At 38.2% G+C, this 21181-nt stretch carries 15 protein-coding genes and 4 tRNA genes; 11 read left to right on the forward strand and 8 right to left on the reverse strand.

The annotated features are described in order from the left end of the window. Nucleotides 1-110 precede the first annotated feature (110 nt). Together FVA72_RS13710 and FVA72_RS13715 are read left to right on the forward strand one after the other, a co-directional pair. Complete coding sequence (locus FVA72_RS13710) at nt 111-563, forward strand: hypothetical protein (RefSeq protein WP_110591508.1); 453 nt, start codon at nt 111-113, stop codon at nt 561-563. Nucleotides 564-1101: 538 nt separating this feature from the next. Further along, nucleotides 1102-2100, forward strand: a complete 999-nt coding sequence (locus tag FVA72_RS13715; RefSeq protein ID WP_110591507.1) for an acetyltransferase — start codon at nt 1102-1104, stop codon at nt 2098-2100. A 198-nt stretch (nt 2101-2298) separates the two neighbouring features. On the opposite strand, the gene FVA72_RS13720 is transcribed toward FVA72_RS13715, so the two are convergent. Further along, a tRNA-Lys gene (locus FVA72_RS13720) sits at nt 2299-2374 on the reverse strand. Nucleotides 2375-2629: 255 nt separating this feature from the next. On the opposite strand from FVA72_RS13720, the gene cycA reads away from it, so the two are divergent. Next, complete coding sequence (gene cycA / locus FVA72_RS13725; protein ID WP_004255748.1) at nt 2630-4030, forward strand: D-serine/D-alanine/glycine transporter; 1401 nt, start codon at nt 2630-2632, stop codon at nt 4028-4030. 75 nt (nt 4031-4105) lie between these two features. Here the strand turns inward: cycA and putP are convergent, their stop codons facing one another. Next, entirely contained in the window at nt 4106-5590 is a 1485-nt protein-coding gene (gene putP, locus FVA72_RS13730) for a sodium/proline symporter PutP (protein ID WP_110591506.1), read from the reverse strand. Nucleotides 5591-6089: 499 nt separating this feature from the next. On the opposite strand from putP, the gene putA reads away from it, so the two are divergent. Further along, entirely contained in the window at nt 6090-10073 is a 3984-nt protein-coding gene (putA, locus tag FVA72_RS13735) for a trifunctional transcriptional regulator/proline dehydrogenase/L-glutamate gamma-semialdehyde dehydrogenase (RefSeq protein WP_110591505.1), read from the forward strand. A 220-nt stretch (nt 10074-10293) separates the two neighbouring features. On the opposite strand, the gene fliZ is transcribed toward putA, so the two are convergent. Beyond that, nucleotides 10294-10812, reverse strand: a complete 519-nt coding sequence (gene fliZ, locus FVA72_RS13740; RefSeq protein ID WP_004255757.1) for a flagella biosynthesis regulatory protein FliZ — start codon at nt 10810-10812, stop codon at nt 10294-10296. A gap of 1047 nt (nt 10813-11859) precedes the next feature. Between fliZ and FVA72_RS13745 the strand changes: the two genes are divergently transcribed. Continuing rightward, a complete protein-coding gene (locus tag FVA72_RS13745) occupies nt 11860-12171 on the forward strand; it encodes a DUF5339 domain-containing protein (RefSeq protein ID WP_004255760.1) in 312 nt (103 codons plus the stop codon). A 159-nt stretch (nt 12172-12330) separates the two neighbouring features. Here the strand turns inward: FVA72_RS13745 and mgtA are convergent, their stop codons facing one another. From mgtA to cspE, 4 genes are all read right to left on the reverse strand, one after another. Then, nucleotides 12331-15033, reverse strand: coding sequence for a magnesium-translocating P-type ATPase (mgtA, locus tag FVA72_RS13750; protein WP_110591504.1), 2703 nt, complete (start codon nt 15031-15033; stop codon nt 12331-12333). Between the two features lie 149 nt (nt 15034-15182). Beyond that, on the reverse strand, nt 15183-15881 hold the full coding sequence (locus FVA72_RS13755) for an MgtC family protein (RefSeq protein ID WP_004255789.1): 699 nt from the start codon (nt 15879-15881) through the stop codon (nt 15183-15185). Nucleotides 15882-16274: 393 nt separating this feature from the next. Further along, nucleotides 16275-16466 carry a protein DsrB gene (dsrB, locus tag FVA72_RS13760; protein ID WP_004255792.1) on the reverse strand — a complete coding sequence of 64 codons (192 nt, stop codon included), beginning with the start codon at nt 16464-16466 and terminating at the stop codon, nt 16275-16277. A 102-nt stretch (nt 16467-16568) separates the two neighbouring features. Beyond that, a complete protein-coding gene (cspE, locus tag FVA72_RS13765; protein ID WP_004909801.1) occupies nt 16569-16781 on the reverse strand; it encodes a transcription antiterminator/RNA stability regulator CspE in 213 nt (70 codons plus the stop codon). A 479-nt stretch (nt 16782-17260) separates the two neighbouring features. Between cspE and FVA72_RS13770 the strand changes: the two genes are divergently transcribed. The 3 genes from FVA72_RS13770 to FVA72_RS13780 all read left to right on the forward strand — a co-directional run bounded on the left by FVA72_RS13770 (nt 17261) and on the right by FVA72_RS13780 (nt 18308). After that, entirely contained in the window at nt 17261-17764 is a 504-nt protein-coding gene (locus tag FVA72_RS13770) for a YlaC family protein (protein ID WP_004265669.1), read from the forward strand. 135 nt (nt 17765-17899) lie between these two features. Then, nucleotides 17900-17975, forward strand: a tRNA-Asn gene (locus FVA72_RS13775). Nucleotides 17976-18232: 257 nt separating this feature from the next. Continuing rightward, nucleotides 18233-18308: transfer RNA gene (locus FVA72_RS13780), tRNA-Asn, on the forward strand. Nucleotides 18309-18419: 111 nt separating this feature from the next. On the opposite strand, the gene FVA72_RS13785 is transcribed toward FVA72_RS13780, so the two are convergent. Beyond that, complete coding sequence (locus FVA72_RS13785; RefSeq protein WP_226617105.1) at nt 18420-18905, reverse strand: LysR substrate-binding domain-containing protein; 486 nt, start codon at nt 18903-18905, stop codon at nt 18420-18422. A 294-nt stretch (nt 18906-19199) separates the two neighbouring features. On the opposite strand from FVA72_RS13785, the gene FVA72_RS13790 reads away from it, so the two are divergent. The 3 genes from FVA72_RS13790 (at nt 19200) to bssS (ending at nt 21012) form a co-directional block, all read left to right on the forward strand. Next, a tRNA-Asn gene (locus tag FVA72_RS13790) sits at nt 19200-19275 on the forward strand. Between the two features lie 212 nt (nt 19276-19487). After that, nucleotides 19488-20537, forward strand: coding sequence for a dihydroorotase (pyrC, locus tag FVA72_RS13795; RefSeq protein WP_110591503.1), 1050 nt, complete (start codon nt 19488-19490; stop codon nt 20535-20537). A 220-nt stretch (nt 20538-20757) separates the two neighbouring features. Next, nucleotides 20758-21012 (forward strand): biofilm formation regulator BssS, encoded by a 255-nt coding sequence (bssS, locus tag FVA72_RS13800; RefSeq protein ID WP_004255804.1) that lies wholly within the window; start codon nt 20758-20760, stop codon nt 21010-21012. The last annotated feature ends 169 nt before the right edge of the window (nt 21013-21181 follow it).

The following is a 21181-nucleotide window of genomic DNA, read 5'->3' on the forward strand; positions in this document are numbered from 1 at the left end:
TAGATACAAAAATGAAGCAAGAAATGGCCACATAAGTTAATTGATAAGCTTGTTTTCCTCATGCTCCAGTGCAACACTGAGCACTCTGAAATATAATTTGAAGGAAAAATATGTTCAATTATCAGGCAACAATAGAATTTATTGAGGAAGAAAACGTATATGAAATCAATTTTAGTGATTTTCCTGGCCTTCAAGGAGTTAGCTATTGTAAAGAAGATGTTGAATTAGAAGCCCAAGAAATTTTGCTAGCCTCTTTTGCAGAACATATCGAACTCAGAAAACCAATTCCATTAGCAACACAACAAAAAAATGGTGAAGCATTTACGGTTTATTTACCCATAATCTGTTGCTTAAAAATTGCCTTGCATAACGCCATTCTCAACTCTGCAATGCAACGCGTCGATCTCGCTCGCAGATTGAATATCAATGCACAACAGATAGAACGCTTACTGGATATTCATTACACATCTAAAATTGACCTTTTAGAACAAGCCTTATACATATTGGGCGTCGAGCCTTCAATTACAGTGACTAAAAAAATATTTGATAACAATATAAGCTAATCATCATCCAAGGACTATATAATAAAGTTATCACTGAAATAGCCCTAAAATTCTTGATTTACTTCTTACTGATACTAAAAAGTATCATTAGATGCTTATGTAATAGCAGAGACTTGAGTTAAATTTAGCTCCCTAGCTTCTCATCCTCTGCTATTCAATTGTTTTCCCTGTACATTTCACGTGCTAAAAAACAACTGCGTTCTATTTCAAACATCCCTCCCCTAACTGGTTAAATTTCAATCAAATCATACTTTGCCCAATCAAAAATAACTCTGCTTTCAGTTACCTCTCATTTTTTAGTTCTTAGACCTAAAAGTTAGTGATTTTTATCTTGCCATTAAGTGATACAAAATTGTGCAATAAACTTATATTCAATTCCTAAATCATGTTCCCTCTTACAATAAGAATAAAATATTAACGGAAAAAGACTAATCAATATTAGACTTATTATCTCTCATTTCGTAATTACTAAAATAATTTCTTTTAAATTATAACCCCAATGAGGTACAATAAATCAATTTTTATATAGGGCATATATATGAAAAAAGAAAATCACTTAATCTTGAATATAAAAAACGTTGGCCAACCATATTGGCCAACGCTAAAATTAATATTAAGTTCATTAATTGTTTTTAATTTTTATTTAAATTTAGTTGATAAAAACAAATATTCGTTGCTTATTACTGCTTTTGACTTAACATTAATTCCTATGTTTGTATTTATAGTCGCATTTATAACAAAAAATACAACATGGAAAGAGTTAAAATCTCACCTTCTTCCTGCCCTTATAATTTATTTTACGTTTCAAACAATCGACATGGTTCCACTTTACTTCACCGGTGAGTTAACTTTAAAAAAATACTTGTTTTCTCCTCAGTACGGGGTTTGGTTCTTTTTAGCAACACCTATATGGCAAGCTGTTTTTTTATTATTACCAGAGAGCTTTAAATCAAACAAATTTAACCTATCTGCGATCTTAATCACATCACTAATAATATCCTTTATAACAAAGACTTACCTAATACCGATTTCTAGCTTTTTTTCAATTATTTTATATTTCCCATTTTTTGTCATTGCTTATTTTATTCATAATCAAAATATATTTTCGTTAAGGAAAAAGCCTATTATCACTATTTTTTGTATAGCATTTTTAGCGATTACCTTTCTTAATTATCGAAACGATTTTTATGAGATAATTTTCGGTGCAATCAAGACTAATTTAATTCTCAACTCATTCATTATCTATATTTTCGATTTTGTAATAAGCCTAATACTAGGTTCGATTATTATTTACTTTGCTTTATCAACTCAAAAATATGCAAAAATATCAAATAATGCTTTAGGTGTTTATTTAATCCATCCAATTATTTGTTTTGTAATATTACAAATATTAAGTTTTTTAGATATAGAACTAAATTTATTATTAATAATAGCATTTACTCTATCTACAATTACAATTGCACTTTTACTAGCATCAAACTCAATTATTCATTGGTTTATTGAACCAGTATTGAGATTTAATAAATTGAAAGAATAGCTTTATGAAGGATATGATAGCATAGCCTCTAAATATCAAATATATTATTGATATAAACAATGAGAACGGATGTAATGTATCAAACTTAATAACCGAACACGCCAAACAAATTGATACTGTTTTCAATGGCTGCGTCCCAAATACGTCCCATACAGTCAGTATAGGTTCCGCAGCATGCTCATAACTCATTGAAAACACTGGTGGGTTGTGTGGGGATCGAACCCACGACCGAGTGATTAAGAGTCACCTACTCTGCCAACTGAGCTAACAACCCGATACAAAATATTTAACGCCTAACAATTGCTACAGTCAATATGATTCTGCTATTTTTATTACCTAAGTTAATTTTAAGTTGCGAATGTAAAATTTAAGAAAACTAATGCTTGAATAAACATCACTTCGCTCCTAACAAGATAACTTTTCCTTACTCTAATTGAGATTTGTGTCACAATATTTCACGCAAACATAACCACAAAATTAAAAAAAAGACTGTGGCTAATTATCACAAACCACTACGGACATCTTTAGTATGGAAGAAAATGCGAATTCACTATCAACACAACCCAATGCTGATCGTAATCAGCTAAAACGCAGCCTTAGTAACCGCCATATACAACTTATTGCGATTGGTGGAGCAATTGGAACAGGCTTATTTATGGGGTCTGGCAAAACCATTTCACTCGCAGGCCCATCGATTATCTTTGTGTATATGATAATTGGTTTTGTGCTATTTTTTGTGATGCGCGCAATGGGTGAACTGCTACTTTCTAATCTGAACTACAAATCATTCAGTGATTTTTCTGCTGACCTTATCGGTCCATGGGCAGGTTTTTTTGTCGGTTGGACGTACTGGTTCTGCTGGGTTATCACCGGTATTGCCGATATCATTGCCATTACATCCTATGTGAGCTTTTGGGTGCCTGATTTTCCTGAATGGGTAACCTCATTTATTTGCGTGGTCACCTTATTAACGCTTAACCTAGTTTCTGTCAGGCTTTTCGGTGAGCTCGAATTTTGGTTCGCCATGATAAAAATTGTTGCCATTGTGGCTCTCATTGCAGTAGGTGGCACATTAATTGCCATGAATTTCCAATCCCCTACGGGTCACACGGCATCTTTAAGTAACATTTGGAATGATGGCGGAATGTTCCCTATGGGGATCAGTGGTTTCTTTGCTGGCTTTCAAATTGCTATTTTTGCGTTTGTGGGAATTGAATTGGTGGGTACGGCAGCAGCAGAAACACGCGATCCAGAAAAATCTTTGCCAAAAGCTATCAACGCGATCCCTATCCGGATTATTGCATTTTATGTCTTATCTTTAATTGTCATTATGGCTGTTACACCTTGGCGAACCATATTGGCCGATAAAAGCCCATTTGTAGAGATGTTTGTCTTGATAAGCCTACCCGCAGCGGCAAGCATTGTTAACTTTGTGGTGCTAACTTCCGCAGCCTCTTCCGCAAATAGTGGTGTATTTTCCACCAGTCGAATGCTTTTTGGGCTTTCAAAAGAAGGGGATGCGCCAAAGCAGTTCAGCCAATTATCGAAAAAAGCCGTGCCGGCTACTGGGCTAATTTTTACTTGTATCTGCCTCAGCTTTGGTATTGTTCTGATCTATTTTATTCCTGATATTATGCATGCATTTACGCTAGTCACCACCGTGTCTGCTATTCTCTTTATGTTTATTTGGAGCATGATTTTATATAGCTATTTAAATTTCCGTAAAAAACGCCCTGAAATGCACAAAACATCTCATTACAAAATGCCTGCTGGAATTGTGATGTCATGGTTAAGCCTCGCTTTTTTCGCTTTTATGGTCGTGCTATTGGCATTCCAGCACGATACAAGACAAGCCTTAATTGCCACACCAGTTTGGTTTATTTTACTATTCATTGGTTACCAGTTCGCTAAGCGCAGAAAGAACCAATAATGATGAATAATAAATAGCAAAAAGGCCGAATAACAGTATCGTTACTCGGCCTTTTTCGTTTATAAACTTGCTCGATTAGCTTGCTTTATATTCTGCCTCAGCCTCATCAAAACGAGCTTGAGCTGCTGCACTTGGTGCTTTAGTCATTAAACTCACAACAACAATAGCGATTGTTGCCAATAAGAAACCTGGGATGATTTCATACAAATCAAACCATTTGTATTTTATCCAAACTAATACTGTCACAGCACCGACTATCATTCCTGCAAGTGCACCTGTACGCGTCATTCGTTTCCACATTACAGAAATTAAAACAACAGGGCCAAATGCAGCGCCAAAGCCCGCCCATGCATTACTCACTAAAGCCAAAACTTTATTATTTGGGTCACGAGCAATGTAAATGGCAATTGCAGCGACTAATAACACCATAAAACGCCCCACCCAAACTAACTCTTTTTGGCTGGCACTTTTACGGATAAAAGGCTTATATAAATCTTCCGTTAGCGCACTCGCACAAACTAGTAATTGGCAACTTAGTGTACTCATTACCGCTGCTAATATAGCTGATAATAAAATACCGGCGATCCATGGGTTAAACAAAATTCCCGTTAGTTCCATGAATATACGCTCATTATTTTGCATTACCGAGTCCGCTAAAGCCGGGTTATTTTCAAAATAAGCGATACCAAAGAAACCAACCGCAATCGTTCCGCCTAAACATAACACCATCCATGTCATACTAATACGTCGAGCAGAACGAATAGTACGAGCAGAGTCCGCCGCCATAAAACGCGCTAAGATATGGGGTTGACCAAAATAGCCTAATCCCCAACCTAATAATGACAGAATTGCGATGATATTCATGTCTTTAAACATATCAAGATATTCAGGATTCTTAGCTTTGATCACTTCAATAGAGGTATCTATTCCCCCTAAAGAAAGGATTACAACAATAGGTGTAAGAATCAATGCGAAGATCATTAATGAAGCTTGAACAGTATCGGTCCAACTTACGGCTAAAAAGCCACCTAAAAAAGTGTAAGCAATAGTCGCTAATGCCCCTAACCACATCGCTTTCTCATAACTCATATTAAATGTGCTTTCAAATAACAAACCACCAGCGACCACACCTGATGCACAATAAATCGTAAAGAAAACTAAAATCACAACAGCAGAAATAATACGTAAAATCTTACTGTTATCTTCAAAACGGCTAGTAAAGTAGTCTGGCAATGTTAACGCATTATTATTTTTTTCTGTTTGGACACGTAAACGCCCAGCAACAAATAACCAGTTAAGATATGCACCGAGACTCAAACCGATAACAATCCAACTTTCAGAAATCCCGGCCAAGAAAATCGCACCTGGCAACCCCATGAGTAACCAACCGCTCATATCTGAAGCACCAGCAGACAATGCAGTTACAACACTGCCTAAACTTCTTCCACCCAGAATATAATCGTCAAAGTTTTTCGTTGAGCGATAGGCCATATAGCCAATTAATAACATGCCAGTAATGTATACGACGAACATAATGATCATCGGAGTGCTTACAGTCATCCTGTTTTCTCCATTGAGTAGCTTTAAAATTGTTAGTTATCTTTATAAGTTTCCGTTGATAACTTGTAACTTCATAGTGTTGCACTTTATTGCACATATTTAATTTATCTGTGCGAACACCAAATAGGTTGTGATTGTTTGTGTTGCACTAACTTAATATCTTAGCTGCCACATCCTAGACAGAGTCGTATTAAATTAACAAGAAATTAACTATTTTTTATTGCATAAATAGAATCCATATCACAAATGTTAAAATTTAAACTTAAATTCACAATCGAATGTTTAACTATTCCACCTAAAACAAAATAAATATAACTACATGTAAAATATAATAAATAAATCAAAAATGATTTACTTGAAAATATTAAAACTTAAAAAACCCGATATGTTTCACATTTTCTTCAGAAATCACGCTTAACAATGTTGCACAAAGTTGCAACATTAAGATAATGTGGTGTAACTTTTTGATTAAAATGACTCGTGACCTAGAGGAATTAAGATGAGTAGCACAACAACTATGGGTGTGAGACTTGATGAAGCAACTCGTGAACGCATTAAAAATGCCGCTCAGCGTCTTGACCGCACATCACACTGGCTTATCAAACAAGCTATTTATAATTACCTAGAACAACTCGATAATGGCCAAGCCTTTCCAGAGCTCGCACCGGGTATCGATGTAAAAGAAAATCAAACTTCTGATGAAGACACCACCGTTGAATCTAACTATCAACCATTCTTAGATTTCGCAGAGCACATTTTACCACAATCTGTAAAACGCTCTGCAATTACTTCTGCTTACCGAATTCCTGAAACACAAGCCGTGCCAATGTTGTTACAACAAGCACAGCTCCCTACAGAACAAGCTGAAGCTGCTCATAAGTTAGCTTATTCAATCGCTGAAAAACTGCGTAATCAAAAAAATGGCATCGGCCGGTCGGGTTTAGTTCAAGGCCTACTTCAAGAGTTTTCACTTTCATCTCAGGAAGGTGTCGCATTAATGTGTCTCGCAGAGGCCTTATTACGTATTCCTGATAAAGCAACTCGTGATGCACTTATCCGTGACAAAATCAGCAATGGAAACTGGCAATCACACCTCGGCCAAAGTAGCTCAATGTTTGTTAATGCTGCAACTTGGGGTCTGCTATTTACGGGGAAATTAGTTTCTACGCATAATGAAGCTAAACTCTCAACCTCACTTAATCGCATCATTAGTAAAAGTGGTGAACCACTGGTGCGTAAAGGTGTTGATATGGCGATGCGCCTTATGGGAGAGCAATTTGTTACTGGCGAAACTATCTCCCAAGCACTCGCTAACGCGCGAAAGCTCGAAGATAAAGGCTTCCGCTATTCCTACGACATGCTGGGCGAAGCCGCATTAACGGAAAAAGATGCACAAGATTACATGGTGTCTTACCAACAAGCTATCCACGCGATTGGTAAAGCATCAAATGGCCGCGGCATTTATGAAGGCCCTGGTATTTCAATTAAGCTATCTGCATTACATCCACGTTATAGTCGCGCACAATACTCTCGCGTGATGGAAGAACTTTATCCACGCCTATTATCCCTCGTATTACAAGCGCACCAATACGATGTAGGGATTAATATTGACGCAGAAGAAGCCGACCGCTTAGAAATCTCTTTAGATTTGCTAGAAAAACTCTGTTTTGAGCCACAACTCGCGGGTTGGAATGGGATTGGCTTTGTAATTCAGGCCTATCAAAAACGCTGCCCATTTGTGATTGACTCAATCATAAATTTAGCTGAACGCAGCCAACGTCGCTTAATGATCCGCCTAGTAAAAGGTGCTTATTGGGACAGTGAAATCAAGCGCGCACAAATGGATGGGCTAGAAGGTTATCCTGTTTATACGCGTAAGGTGTATACTGACGTTTCTTATATTGCCTGTGCACGAAAACTGTTGTCGGTTCCCAATTTAATTTACCCGCAGTTTGCAACACATAATGCACATACTCTCTCTGCTATCTACCAAATTGCAGGTAAAAACTACTATCCTGGTCAATACGAATTCCAATGCCTACATGGAATGGGTGAGCCACTTTATGAACAAGTGGTTGGTAAGGTTGCTGATGGCAAACTAAACCGCCCTTGCCGTATTTATGCACCAGTCGGTACTCACGAGACGCTACTTGCCTACTTGGTGCGTCGATTGTTAGAAAATGGCGCAAATACTTCATTTGTAAACCGTATCGCTGATGCCACTATTCCTCTAGATGAATTAGTTGCCGACCCAGTTAAAGATGTTTTAGAACTGTCTAAAACTGAAGGACAAATTGGCTTACCGCATCCAAAAATTCCGTTACCACGTGATTTATATGGGCAAGAGCGTGTGAATTCGATGGGGCTTGACCTATCAAACGAGCATCGACTGGCTTCGCTATCAAGTGCCCTACTGAGTGCGGCTATGCAGCAAAAAATGGCAGAACCACTGTTAGGGGGCGACTTCCAAGCTTCGCAAGCATTGCCCGATGCGACACCAATTATTAACCCTGCCTGCCACAAAGATATTGTCGGCCACGTTCGTGAAACAACAGAACAAGAAGCTGAACATGCATTAAATACCGCTAACAATGCAGGTACTATCTGGTTCGCAACGCCTCCTTCTGAACGAGCGGCCATCTTATTACGAGCCGCTGACCTCATGGAGCAACAGTTACAACCGCTGTTAGATATTTTAGTACGTGAAGCCGGTAAAACCTACAACAATGCGATTGCGGAAGTTAGGGAAGCGGTAGATTTTCTTAATTACTATGCAACCCAAGTCAAGAATGATTTTGATAACAACACACACCGTCCTTTAGGGCCTGTGGTCTGTATTAGTCCGTGGAACTTCCCGTTAGCAATATTTTCAGGCCAAATTGCTGCGGCTCTCGCAGCAGGTAACACCGTACTCGCGAAACCAGCTGAACAAACACCATTAATCGGCGCTATCGCGGTATCTATTTTGCATCAAGCGGGTATTCCTCGCGATGTACTGCAATTTTTACCGGGTAAAGGTGAAACCATTGGCGCTCAACTCGTTGGTGATACTCGTGTTCGCGGGGTCATGTTTACAGGGTCAACAGAAGTCGCAGGGTTACTTCAACGTAATATTGCAGGGCGCTTAGATGCACAAGGACGGCCTACCCCGCTGATTGCAGAAACCGGCGGATTAAATGCAATGATAGTTGATTCTTCTGCACTCACAGAACAGGTTGTCACTGATGTCGTCGCATCTGCTTTTGATAGTGCGGGTCAACGTTGTTCGGCCCTGCGCATTTTATGTATCCAAGAGGATGTCGCAGATAGAACGATTCGTATGTTAAAAGGCGCAATGGAAGAGTGCCGTATGGGGAACCCTGAGCATTTATCAACCGATATAGGCCCTGTGATTGACCATGAAGCAAAAGAGAATATCGATCAACATATTCAAAAAATGCGCAGCAAAGGGAAATCGGTCTTCCAAGCAGCATTTGAGAACCATGATGATCAGCAAGAGCAACAGGAAGGAACCTATGTTAAGCCAACATTAATAGAACTTGATGATGTTAGTGATCTGAAAAAAGAGATCTTTGGTCCTGTTCTGCACGTTGTACGTTTTAAACGAGATGAGTTAGAAGCACTTGTTGAACAAATTAATGCAGCCGGTTATGGACTGACACTTGGTGTTCACACTCGTATCGATGAAACTATCAACCAAGTTGTTTCAAAAGCTAAAGTTGGCAATCTGTACGTAAACCGCAATATGGTTGGTGCCGTTGTTGGGGTGCAACCTTTTGGTGGTGAAGGTTTATCTGGAACTGGGCCTAAAGCAGGTGGGCCATTATACCTTTACCGTTTATTAAGCGAACGTCCAGATAACGCAGTTTCAAATACCTTAGAGCGACAAGATAGCCATTTACCCATGGATGCCAGTGCTAAAACTGTTTTACTTGAACCATTTGAAGCACTTACACAATGGTCTGAAAAACAAAACTCGGTTATTTCGCCTTCCGTGATTGAGCTATTTACACGCCATAGTCAAACAGGAACCACCCGTGTATTACCGGGCCCAACAGGAGAAAGAAATACCTATACCTTGCGCCCGCGTGGTTTGATTTTATGCCTTAGCGATAATGAACAAGATTGCTTAACCCAGCTAACAGCTGTACTTTCTGCGGGTTGTCAGGTGTTATGGCCAGATAGTGAGCTCCATCAGAAGCTGTTTAAGTCACTACCTGAAAAAGTGAGAAAAACCATATCGATAACTAAAAACTGGATAGAATCGAAAGAGCCAATCGAAGGGGTTATTTATCATGGTGACAGCGATCAGTTAAAAGAAGTTTGCGCAGTGGTTGCACAACGTAAAGGGCCAATTATTTCAGTTCAAGGCTTTGAACGTGGTGAAACTAACCTGATGACTGAACGCCTACTTCATGAACGTTCATTGAGTGTCAATACCGCTGCAGCAGGTGGTAATGCTAGCTTAATGACTATTGGGTAATAAGTAAAAGGCCTGGCTTCGTTATCTACGAAGGCCAGGCCATACATGATTACATATTTATTTAAAAATACACTTATCTCATAAGAATAACCGTCAGTGTTCCTATCAGATAAGTGCTATCCCAAAGAGCTGCCCGCTAAAAACATAAAAGGTGCCCACGGGGACACCATTACTTAAAAACAACAAAGAAAATAGCAACGCTTATTTTCAATATGTTATTCTAATTATTGCATTTTTCTGATTCCCAGAATAAATATTGTTCATATTTACGTAATGCAATATTGTAATTACTAAATGCAGAATCTGTCATTTTTTCACTCAACTCTTCTTGAACTTTACTCGCAGTAAATTCTTTCATAGAAAAATTAGAGGAAGATAACAATTCATCTAAACGGCGTAAGCGAACAACATATTCACGAACCGTACTGTGGCTCATCTCAGTCTGTAAGAATAAATACTGTTTAAATGACATAATATCAAAATAATCAGTATTACTATTGCAATAAATTTCACTACAAAAACGACAAAGTGCAGTAAATTTATCTTGCAGCTCCCCCCAAGTGCCTTCATCAACCAATTCAGTCATGTCAGCGATAGCTTCTTTATTTAAGATGTCATCGTTGAAAACTAAAGAGATGCGATCAAGGGTTTTGTGACAGTGTGCACAATGAGTTTGGCTGTGTTTAAAATCTTTGATGTAACGACTCAGAGGCCGTTTCTTTACAATAGAAGCAGACATAATGGTAAAGCCCTGTGTGTAAGTCTAAATATAAAATTGTAACCAGATAAGTCAGGCTACATACATTGTATGCCCATAGCATTAATATAATATCTGCTATGTTGCATTGCGATATGGTGAACCCATATCATATATCCTTACTTTACCTTTAGAGAACTCATCATTCTAAAAATGTACAGTAAGAAAAGTTATCGCCCTTTGTTAAAAACATTCTAACCCGTCTCTCGCTCTTTGGCGAATTTCTACGGTGAGTCAATTTTGGTATGAATTTGAGTTAGCGTCAACAAAATTAACTTAATTGTCGTTAACCCTGTACACTTATCATTAACCATAAGTTAAGCGATATTTCTTCATTAGTTCGCTTAAAAACAAAGACTCTACCTGATAATTTCATCTTCGTACAAAGAAAATTTAATTTAAAAATCAAACTGGTACCTATACAAAGGTTTTATTCTTAAATTTGTGAACTAGCTCACCTTTCACATCTATAATTGCATCTTAAATGAACAGCCGTTAATTCTATAAATATTTCATAGTAAAAACTTATCATTCACCCGTAAACATTTTGTTACAAACAAACGATTTTTTAATATATTTAATCGCATATAAAAAAACGTTATAACGATATTAAAAAGGCTTATATAGGCATTTTTATAGGTAAATACACGTATGACGTATTATTCTATCTTGGTAGCTAAAACATAATTTTCGTCAAAAAATATATTTATTAAATTAACTAACCATTATCCCCTTACCCTAATAGCCCTCATACTTCTTTTATCTGCTTTCCATTTTTCTTCCACTTACCAATTACTCTAGACAAACATAGAATAGTTAAAGGAAATCTATAACATAATGATAAAAAACAACTTATTTATCTCCGTGAATTTATGTAACGGAAATGAGCTAAAACAAAATACGATAGCCCAATTAAATTGAAATTTAATTAATTAACCGATGTATTATTTTAGGATTTGTCACGTTTGATATTAAAAACATCTCTTATATACTCAATTCGCTATATAAATAATTTTAATAAGGTTGATTATGAAAAAGTTGATTTTAGCTTGTGGTATGGGTTTATTGGCACTGACAATCACTGCTTGTTCAGAAGAAGAGAAAAAAGGTGAAGTTGCTGGCGCAACTGAAACTTGTAACGCTTACTTCGCTGAAGTTGATAGCTTAATTGCTAAAGCTTCAGAAAACCCGCAAGCAAAAGCTCAGTTAGACGCAATGAAAGGTCAGCTGGAAGAGGGTAAAAAACAGGTTGCTGCACTACCTAAAGACCAGCAAGATAAAGCTTGCCAACAGGGTATTGATGCAATGAAACAGATGAAAACTGCTTTAGGCCTGCAATAAGCCCTATTCTTTTTATTCTGTAATCAAAAAGAGCCATTATTATTGTGGCTCTTTTTATTTTATGAATATTAATGAGTTACAATGAATATCAAATAACCCATACGATATAGCTACCCAAAGGTGCAAGACTCCTTTAGCCTCACACCTTTTAACATTATTTTATAACCACGTTCCAAAACGTTTAATATAAAATTGCTTCATTAGTTGAGCTACAACACAATAACTGACTAATGTGAGAGCGAGCCATGGGAAATATTCTATTGGTAACGGTTGTAACCCTATCATTTCACCAAATGAAGAAAATGGAATATATAAACCAAGAGCCATAATTAACCCTGTTGTTAACATAACAGGTAATGCGGCAGTGCTTTGTATAAACGGTATTTTTTGTGTTCTTAACATATGAACAACTAACGTCTGTGAAAGTAAACCTTCAACAAACCAACCTGATTGGAACAACGCTTCATGAGCGACACTATTCGCTTGGAATACATACCACATTAACGCAAAAGTTGTGATATCAAAGATAGATGAGGTTGGTCCAATCCAAATCATAAAGCGGCCAATATTTTTCGCATCCCATTTGCGAGGACGTTTTAAAAACTCTTTATCCATTTTATCCCAGGGTAATGCAAGCTGGGAAATATCATACAGTAAGTTTTGAACGAGCAAATGAATGGCTAGCATCGGTAAGAAGGGAATAAATGCACTGGCAATTAATACAGAAAATACGTTACCAAAGTTAGAGCTCGCGGTCATATTTAAGTATTTAATAATATTACCAAAAGTTTCACGCCCTTTAATTACCCCCTGCTCTAATACCATTAAGTCTTTTTCAAGTAGGATAATATCCGCAGATTCCTTAGCAATATCCGTCCCTGTGTCAACTGAAATTCCTACATCAGCATCACGTAATGCGGGCGCATCGTTGATCCCATCACCGAGAAAACCAACGGTATGTCCATTTGCTTGTAACCGCTTTAAAATACGGGATTTTTGCAATGGTGTTAATTTACAAAAAACTGAAACTTGCTCAACTTTCTGGCTTAACTCTTCGTCTGTCAGTTCTTCAACTTCTAAACCCGTCATGATTTCGCTGATGTTTAAGCCAACATCATGACAGATTTTTTCGGTAATAATGGCATTATCACCCGTCAACACCTTAACCGTAACGCCATTTTCACGTAGTGCTGCAATGGCTGAAATTGCGCTTTCTTTTGCTGGGTCAAGAAAAGTTAAAATGCCTTGTAGTTCTAACTGATACTCGGCTTGAGCAGAAAGCGGTAAGCTGGCTTCTGCATCATTCAAACGACGAGTTGCAAGTAACAATACACGAAATCCTTGTCTGTTGTAATCACTCACTAGCTCAGTAATTTTTACCCTTGCTTGGTCGTCAAGTAAATGCAGCTCACCATCTTGTTGGTAACTTTGGCAGACAGCTAACATTTCCTCCGCGGCACCTTTACAAATAAGTAGGGCTTCGCCTTTCGGTGTTCGTACTGTCACTGACAATTTGCGTCGAATAAAATCAAAGGGTAACTCATCAATTTTTTGGAATGCTTTTAGCTGCTCAACTTCACTGTTCCCTCTACCACGACGAATAATTGCCTGATCCATCATATTTTTAGCCCCACTTTGGTGGAAGCTGTTTAGCCAAGCTAGTTGCAAAATTTTACTATTTTTTTGCCCATTGCTGTCCAAATAATGTTCTAAAATAATACGATCTTGCGTCAATGTTCCCGTTTTATCCGTACACAGCACATCCATTGCGCCAAAGTTTTGGATAGCATTTAACCTTTTAACAATCACCTTGTGCTTTGACATGGCAATTGCACCTTTGGCTAAATTCGAGCTAACAATCATCGGTAACATTTCCGGTGTTAAACCCACGGCAACCGCCAGTGAAAATAGTGTTGCTTCGAACCAATCTCCTTTTGTAAACCCATTGATAAGTAAGACGATTGGTACCATGACTAACATAAAGCGAATCAATAACCAGCTTACGCTATTCACACCACGATCAAACGAAGTTTGCGCACGACTCCCCACAATAGATTTGGCCAACGAGCCTAGATAGGTTTTCCCGCCTGTTGCCACCACAATTCCACGCGCCGTCCCGCTGGTAACATTGGTTCCCATTAAACAAATATTTGAAATTTCTAACAATTCATTTTCAGTTGGCGATACCGGATCTAAATTTTTGGCTGAAACATCACCTAATGTGTCGTATTTTTCTACGGGTATTGATTCCCCTGTTAGAATGGCTTGGCTGATAAACAAATCTCTTGATTCGACTAGCTTTAAATCAGCAGGAACCATATCTCCAGCGGATAACAACACAATATCCCCAGGTACTAAGCATTTGATCGGTACCTCTTTTCTAACAGAACGCCCCGTTTTATTATCACGACGAAATACAGTAGCCGTCGTACGAACTAAGGATTTCAATGCTTCCGCAGCTTTATTGGTACGATACTCTTGCCAAAAACGTAAAAAACCACTCAATAAAACCATTGTGACAATAATAATCACGCCGGTTAAATCTGTTTCTTCGCCTTGGCGTTCAGGAATAACATAATCCGTAAAAAAGCTAACAACAGCTAATACAATCAGTACGAATATAAATGGATTTTTAAAAGAAGTGAGTAGTTGCTTCCATGCTGGAGGGGCTTTTTCATGAGCAACTTCATTTTCACCTTCAGTCACAAGACGGTCCATCGCCTCATTCTCTGATAAGCCTAATAGATTTGTTTGATATTCATTGAGCACTTGCTCAATATTTTTACTCGCTTGTTCGCCAACAATAAATTTTTGGCGTGCAGCGGCTTTGACGCTTTTGCGCGGTTGTCTTATTTCAGTCATAACGTTGTCTCGAATACAACACTCGTGATTTTAACGCTATCCAACTGAAATAAAATTATCTTATTATCAGTTAGATAGCTGCGATTTACTACTCCATGACGGAGGGTGGTCGTCCATTTCAGCTCCTATAGTGAGTTAATTTAAAGTCATCAAGCCGGTAGCTCTGATGCCACTTTCCAATTGATAGCACTAACACTTTGCTCAAGACTTATTCTGCATACCAATGCTTCAATTTCTTTTTGCTCGGCAGGTGTCGCAAGAAATTCAGCGCACACTTCTAGCTGCTCAGGCTTTAGTGTGTCTGCACTACTTAACGATTGCAGCCGAATATGCAGTCCATTAATTGCTTGTAAAATAAGAGTTCTTACTAAAATTTCATCCGTTTGATGGCACATCACGCGAATTTTATAACGTTGCTCTACATCGAGTGCTTGCTGTTGTGGTTGTTTATTAATTCGTGAAGCCGCTTCTCTTAATAAAATATTGGCGCATAAAATTAATAACGTTGCCATCAAGGCCAAAGAATACTGGCCTAATCCACATAAAACACCGATCCCCGCGGAACACCAAAGCGTTGCCGCAGTATTTAGGCCTCGGATGTTCATGCCTTCACGCATAATCACTCCCGCACCGAGAAAACCAATTCCTGACACCACTTGGGCAGCAATACGACCAGGACTATCAGGTGATGTTGTTACAGAACTTAAAATAAATACCGCCGCTCCGGTTGCAACCAGTGCATTAGTTCTCAAGCCCGCCATTCGTTGACGCCACTGGCGCTCAGCACCAATTAATGCACCAAAACACATAGCAGACAGCAAATTTAAAATATCAGGGGAAAAAAGCATGATAATCCCTCCAAAAATAACTTGGATAATGATTTATATGCTTAATAAAAAGCATATAGCCATATTTTGAGTAAAATAATTACTCAAAAACCATTAGCTATTGCCTGGAGGAAATAAAGAATAAATATAGACCAACATAATACACACTCAATACAGCTATAATACGCTATCTAATGAAATACAATTATAAGGGAGTAGTATGATGAGGAAACATCAGACACCGCCCGCCGTTGTGGCAAGCAGTGAAAAGAAAAGACGATTACTGGCTTGCCATTAAATTAAGTTTTTATTCCAACTCTGACTGTCCAAGTAATAATCTCCTAAGTAAAAGATGGAAGGAGTATAAGTGGGGAAAATTATTAAGTAAAGGACAAAGTGCCCATTAAATTGAACTTATCTTTCAATTGGCGTAACAAAAATCCCTTCATCGCCTTCTTTTTCATTAAAGAACCAAATACCTTCAGGGTAATCAGGTAATGCAATTAAATACATTACCCCTTCATTGAAGGGTTCAATAAGTAAAATAGTTCCTTCTCGACGCTCTTCTCCGTCTGTTTTTACATAAACACGGTCATTAATATTCATAACATTCTTTTCCAACAAAATATATTAACCATAAATGTAGCGCATACGAAAAAGCCCGTCATTAAAAATGACGGGCTTTAGAAAATCAGTTAAGCAATTAGCTTAGATAGCAGTTACGTTAGCAGCTGCTGGGCCTTTTGCACCGTTTTCAATGGTGAATTCAACTTGCTGACCTTCAGCCAGAGTTTTGAAACCATTGCCCTGAATGGCAGAAAAGTGGACGAAAACGTCTTTGCTACCATCAGCTGGAGTGATGAAACCGAAGCCTTTAGACTCGTTGAACCACTTAACTTGACCTTTCATTTTGTCGGACATTTGACTTTTCCTATATAACATCAAAAAAACTTGCCTTTTGGCATATACGGGCCAGAGTCAACTATTTAATCAGGGAAACACCAAGATGAAGCGTCACGGTCAAAGGCTATCTGTGATAACTTTCTTCTTTAGAACACACTAACTCAGTAATCATACATCAAATAGGACTGCTAAACAGGCCGACACTCATTAACTCATGACTTAAAGATAATAGCAACTATTTTATACGAGCAAACCTCAAAAATATGCTGTTTTTTCGATTGCGTCACTTTTATCGGCTATAACGTTAACAAAAACGCTGCATTTAGTTGATAGTTTAAAGAAAACTTTAATTTAAAAAGCCAACAACCTAATAAATGTCAGTAAGAATTATCCGATACGATGACAATCTGTGTAAATATTTTTTTTAACTGATATATAACAATCTCGACGGCTCGTGATACCCTCCTAGTATAGATATCTGACAGAGAGTTATACACATGGATATTATCAAACAAATACTCGTCGAAGATTTGGATGCCATCAATAAACGTGAAAACCGTGATGGGAAACCTTATTTTAATAGCCAATTTCTCGCCAACCACCCTTATTTATGTATTGGTATGGTTGCGGCTTATGTCCCCCTAGCCATTATTCTTTGGTACGCCCCTTATTTTGGTCCTTATTGGGCTCTGGGTATCACCATTCTTTTTATTGTATTAGCAAGTGTACTACTTTTTGACATCAAACCTGTTTATCACTTTGAAGATATTGGCGTCTTAGATTTACGTGTCTGTTATAACGGGGAATGGTTTGTTACTGAACCAGTTTCTGATAATGCGATAAGCAAAATCATTGATTCACAAGATGTTAGCTCTGCTATAAAACAAGAAATATCGCGTTTAATTGCATTAAAAGGAATGATTTCCTTTTATGATATCTATCATGTCGCTTATCCTGAAGTTTCTACGCAATTACCTGGTACACTTGCAACTCAAAATTAATTCAATATCAATTAACTAGAGTAAAACTTCGTCATAATGTGCATTGAATGAGCAGTTGGATATTTTTTCTGTTTTTATGATTGACAGCCTGAGATGATATCGTTAATATGCGCCTCGTTCTCAGGAACAAGCAATTCCTCCATAGTTCAGTCGGTAGAACGGCGGACTGTTAATCCGTATGTCGCTGGTTCAAGTCCAGCTGGAGGAGCCAAATTTAAAAAGCCCGCTCAATGCGGGCTTTTTGCTATGTGCTTGATATATATATCTCACTAATGTGTCATTTCTCTTTACTGTGAATAGTCCCCTCCCCTCCATAATCCATATGACATGCATTACCGCATCATGCATTAGGATAGATAATCACCAAATCGATTACTTAACGCCCACTTGGCTATTTTTTTCATTTTTATACTTTACAACAGTGAACAGGATGGGTAATATGCGCCTCGTTCTCAGGAACAAAGCAATTCCTCCATAGTTCAGTCGGTAGAACGGCGGACTGTTAATCCGTATGTCGCTGGTTCAAGTCCAGCTGGAGGAGCCAAATTTAAAAAGCCCGCTTAATGCGGGCTTTTTGCTATCTACCTAAAAATCACTCTTCTTAGCATTACTTTACTTACGGCAAATACAAGAGTTCCCACCATAAAATAAATTCTTACTCTTTCTCTAGAAAAAATTGTTTAATCGTCTGGCGTAACCATTGATGAGCAGGGTCCCTGTCTAACCTTGGGTGCCATGCTTGCACGATAAATATAGGCACCAATCCCAAAGGAAGTTCAATTTCAACTAATGGCAAATTAACGCTCTTTACTCCTTGCAGTACATGACGAGGGAGCGGCAAAATATAGTCAGAGTTCATGGTCAACATCATGGCTGAATGAAAACTAGGCAAAGTCAATGCAACATTACGCTGTAATTGAAGGTCGCGTAATGCGTCATCAATTGGCCCCAATGTACGCCCTCGGCGCGATACGCTAATATGTGGGTAATGTGTTAAGCTTTCAGGCGTCACCTGCCCGATAATTGGATGCTCTGGGCGAACTAATGCCTGAAAAGTACTATTAAATAAGCTCTGAGCCTTAATTTCAGGGTGCCAGTCTCGAGAGGAACCGATAACCAAATCCACCTTGCCACTGCGCAAGGAATCATCTTCAGTATCACTTTCCGCGATAAAAATTAAACTACTTTATATCCATCCATGACTTAGTAGTGATTAACTACGATTAACCTCTAAACTTGAAATAATATACCGCTCATCAACTCAGATTTGTCTCAGTCTTTTCGTTAGTGTATGGCCTTGATTAATCACCACTACTCTATTTTCGATCAAACTTCCGACAGTTCGCACAGATAACAGGCAAACAAACAATTTTTTCGATATTCTCCTTTGACAATGCGGTGAGAGAAAGCTAATATCCTCTGCGTACCAAGGAGTTCCTCCATAGTTCAGTCGGTAGAACGGCGGACTGTTAATCCGTATGTCGCTGGTTCGAGTCCAGCTGGAGGAGCCAAAATTTAGAAAAACCTGCTTAAGGAAACTTAAGCAGGTTTTTTGCTATTGAACAAACTAAATAAGCCACCTATTTACGTTATTTGCGCGATCTGCCCCTGAAATAAGCTATAATCGTGATTTCTCATAGCTATTTTTTTACTTTACCTTTATCATTCTATTCCGGCTTGAGCACTCGCTCATCATTCACTCTTCCCCTATGGAGCCGGTTTAATGTCAACTGTAACTACCCTAACGATCCGCCGCCCTGATGATTGGCATGTTCATTTTCGCGATGATGATATGTTAAAAACGGTCGTTCCCTATACCAGTGAATTTTTTGGCCGTGCGATTGTCATGCCGAATTTAGTGCCACCAGTCACAACGATTGAAGCCGCAAAAGCTTATCGTGAACGCATCCTAAAAGCGGTTCCAGAAAGGCATCAATTTACCCCTTTAATGACCTGCTACCTTACTGATAGCACAGATCCTGTTGAAGTGGTTCGTGGCTTTAACGAAGGGGTATTTACTGCCTGTAAACTCTACCCGGCTAATGCAACAACAAACTCTAGTCATGGCGTATCTGATATTAAAAAAATTTATCCCGTATTAGCTGCGATGGAACAAGCAGGAATGCCATTGCTGGTCCATGGTGAAGTCACCGCAAGCCATATCGATATTTTTGACCGCGAAGCGTTGTTTATTGAGCAAGTTATGTTGCCATTACGAGCACAGTTTCCAAAACTCAAAGTCGTTTTTGAACATATAACCACCAAAGAAGCGGCTCAATATGTCCAAGAAGCAAATGAATTCACCGCAGCAACTTTAACACCTCAACATTTGATGTTTAACCGTAACCATATGTTAGTTGGTGGTATAAGGCCGCACTTATTTTGCTTGCCTATTTTGAAACGTAATGTACACCAAGAAGCATTACGTGCAGCCGTTGCTTCAGGTTGTGACCGTTTCTTCCTTGGTACCGACACCGCACCACATATACAATCACGTAAAGAGTCTTCCTGTGGTTGTGCTGGGGTCTTTAATGCTCCCACTGCATTAGCGGCTTACGCGACTGTTTTTGAAGAGCTTGGTGCTTTGGTACATTTCGAAGCTTTTTGTTCACTAAATGGTCCTAAATTCTATAACTTACCCGTAAATGAAGGAACCATTACGCTAACTAAAGAACAAAATATTACTTGCGAATCGATTGATTGCTGTAATGATAAATTAGTTCCTTTCTTAGCAGGGGAAGATGCTCGCTGGAGTGTCGCTCTGGGTCAGTAGTTTATACACCAATGGGAAGTTCAAAATGCTTCCCATTCTATTTTTACAATCCTTATTATCTGTTTTATGCATTTTCTGCTATATAAACAAAAAAAATGTTTTATTTGCTTTCTTATTAGCGAAATCTCCTTATACTAAAAGTGGACTCATCACGAGGTCATTGCTCTTAGTCAGTTATAGATATTTATTATTTATCACGATGTTTGATTAGGAGGTTTATATGAATAAAAAAAATGATGTCATTCAAACCCACCCAGTAGTTGGCTGGGACATCAGCACAGTCGATGATTACGACGCTATGATGTTGCGTTTGCACTACCTCCCCGAGCAAGATAAACACACAGGTGATGCTATTGTGGATAAAACCATGTGGCTAACGACTGATGTGGCTAAACAACTTATTCATATTCTCCAAGCAGGCGTAGACAAGATAGAATCAGGGGAATATGTTGAGTTTGATTTTAAAACACACTAGGAAAATAAATGGATATTAGTGCCACTAATATCCATTTAATTTATTCATCTATATAGATAATTATATGTCTTTATATAATTACCTTATTAATTAATTACTAATTAGCAATTTCAAATAAGAACACTATTTATTGTTTTTATTAATCCTTGGTTGACTTCTCTATCAATTC

The organism is Providencia sp. PROV061, from assembly GCF_011045655.1.
GTDB lineage: Bacteria > Pseudomonadota > Gammaproteobacteria > Enterobacterales > Enterobacteriaceae > Providencia > Providencia hangzhouensis.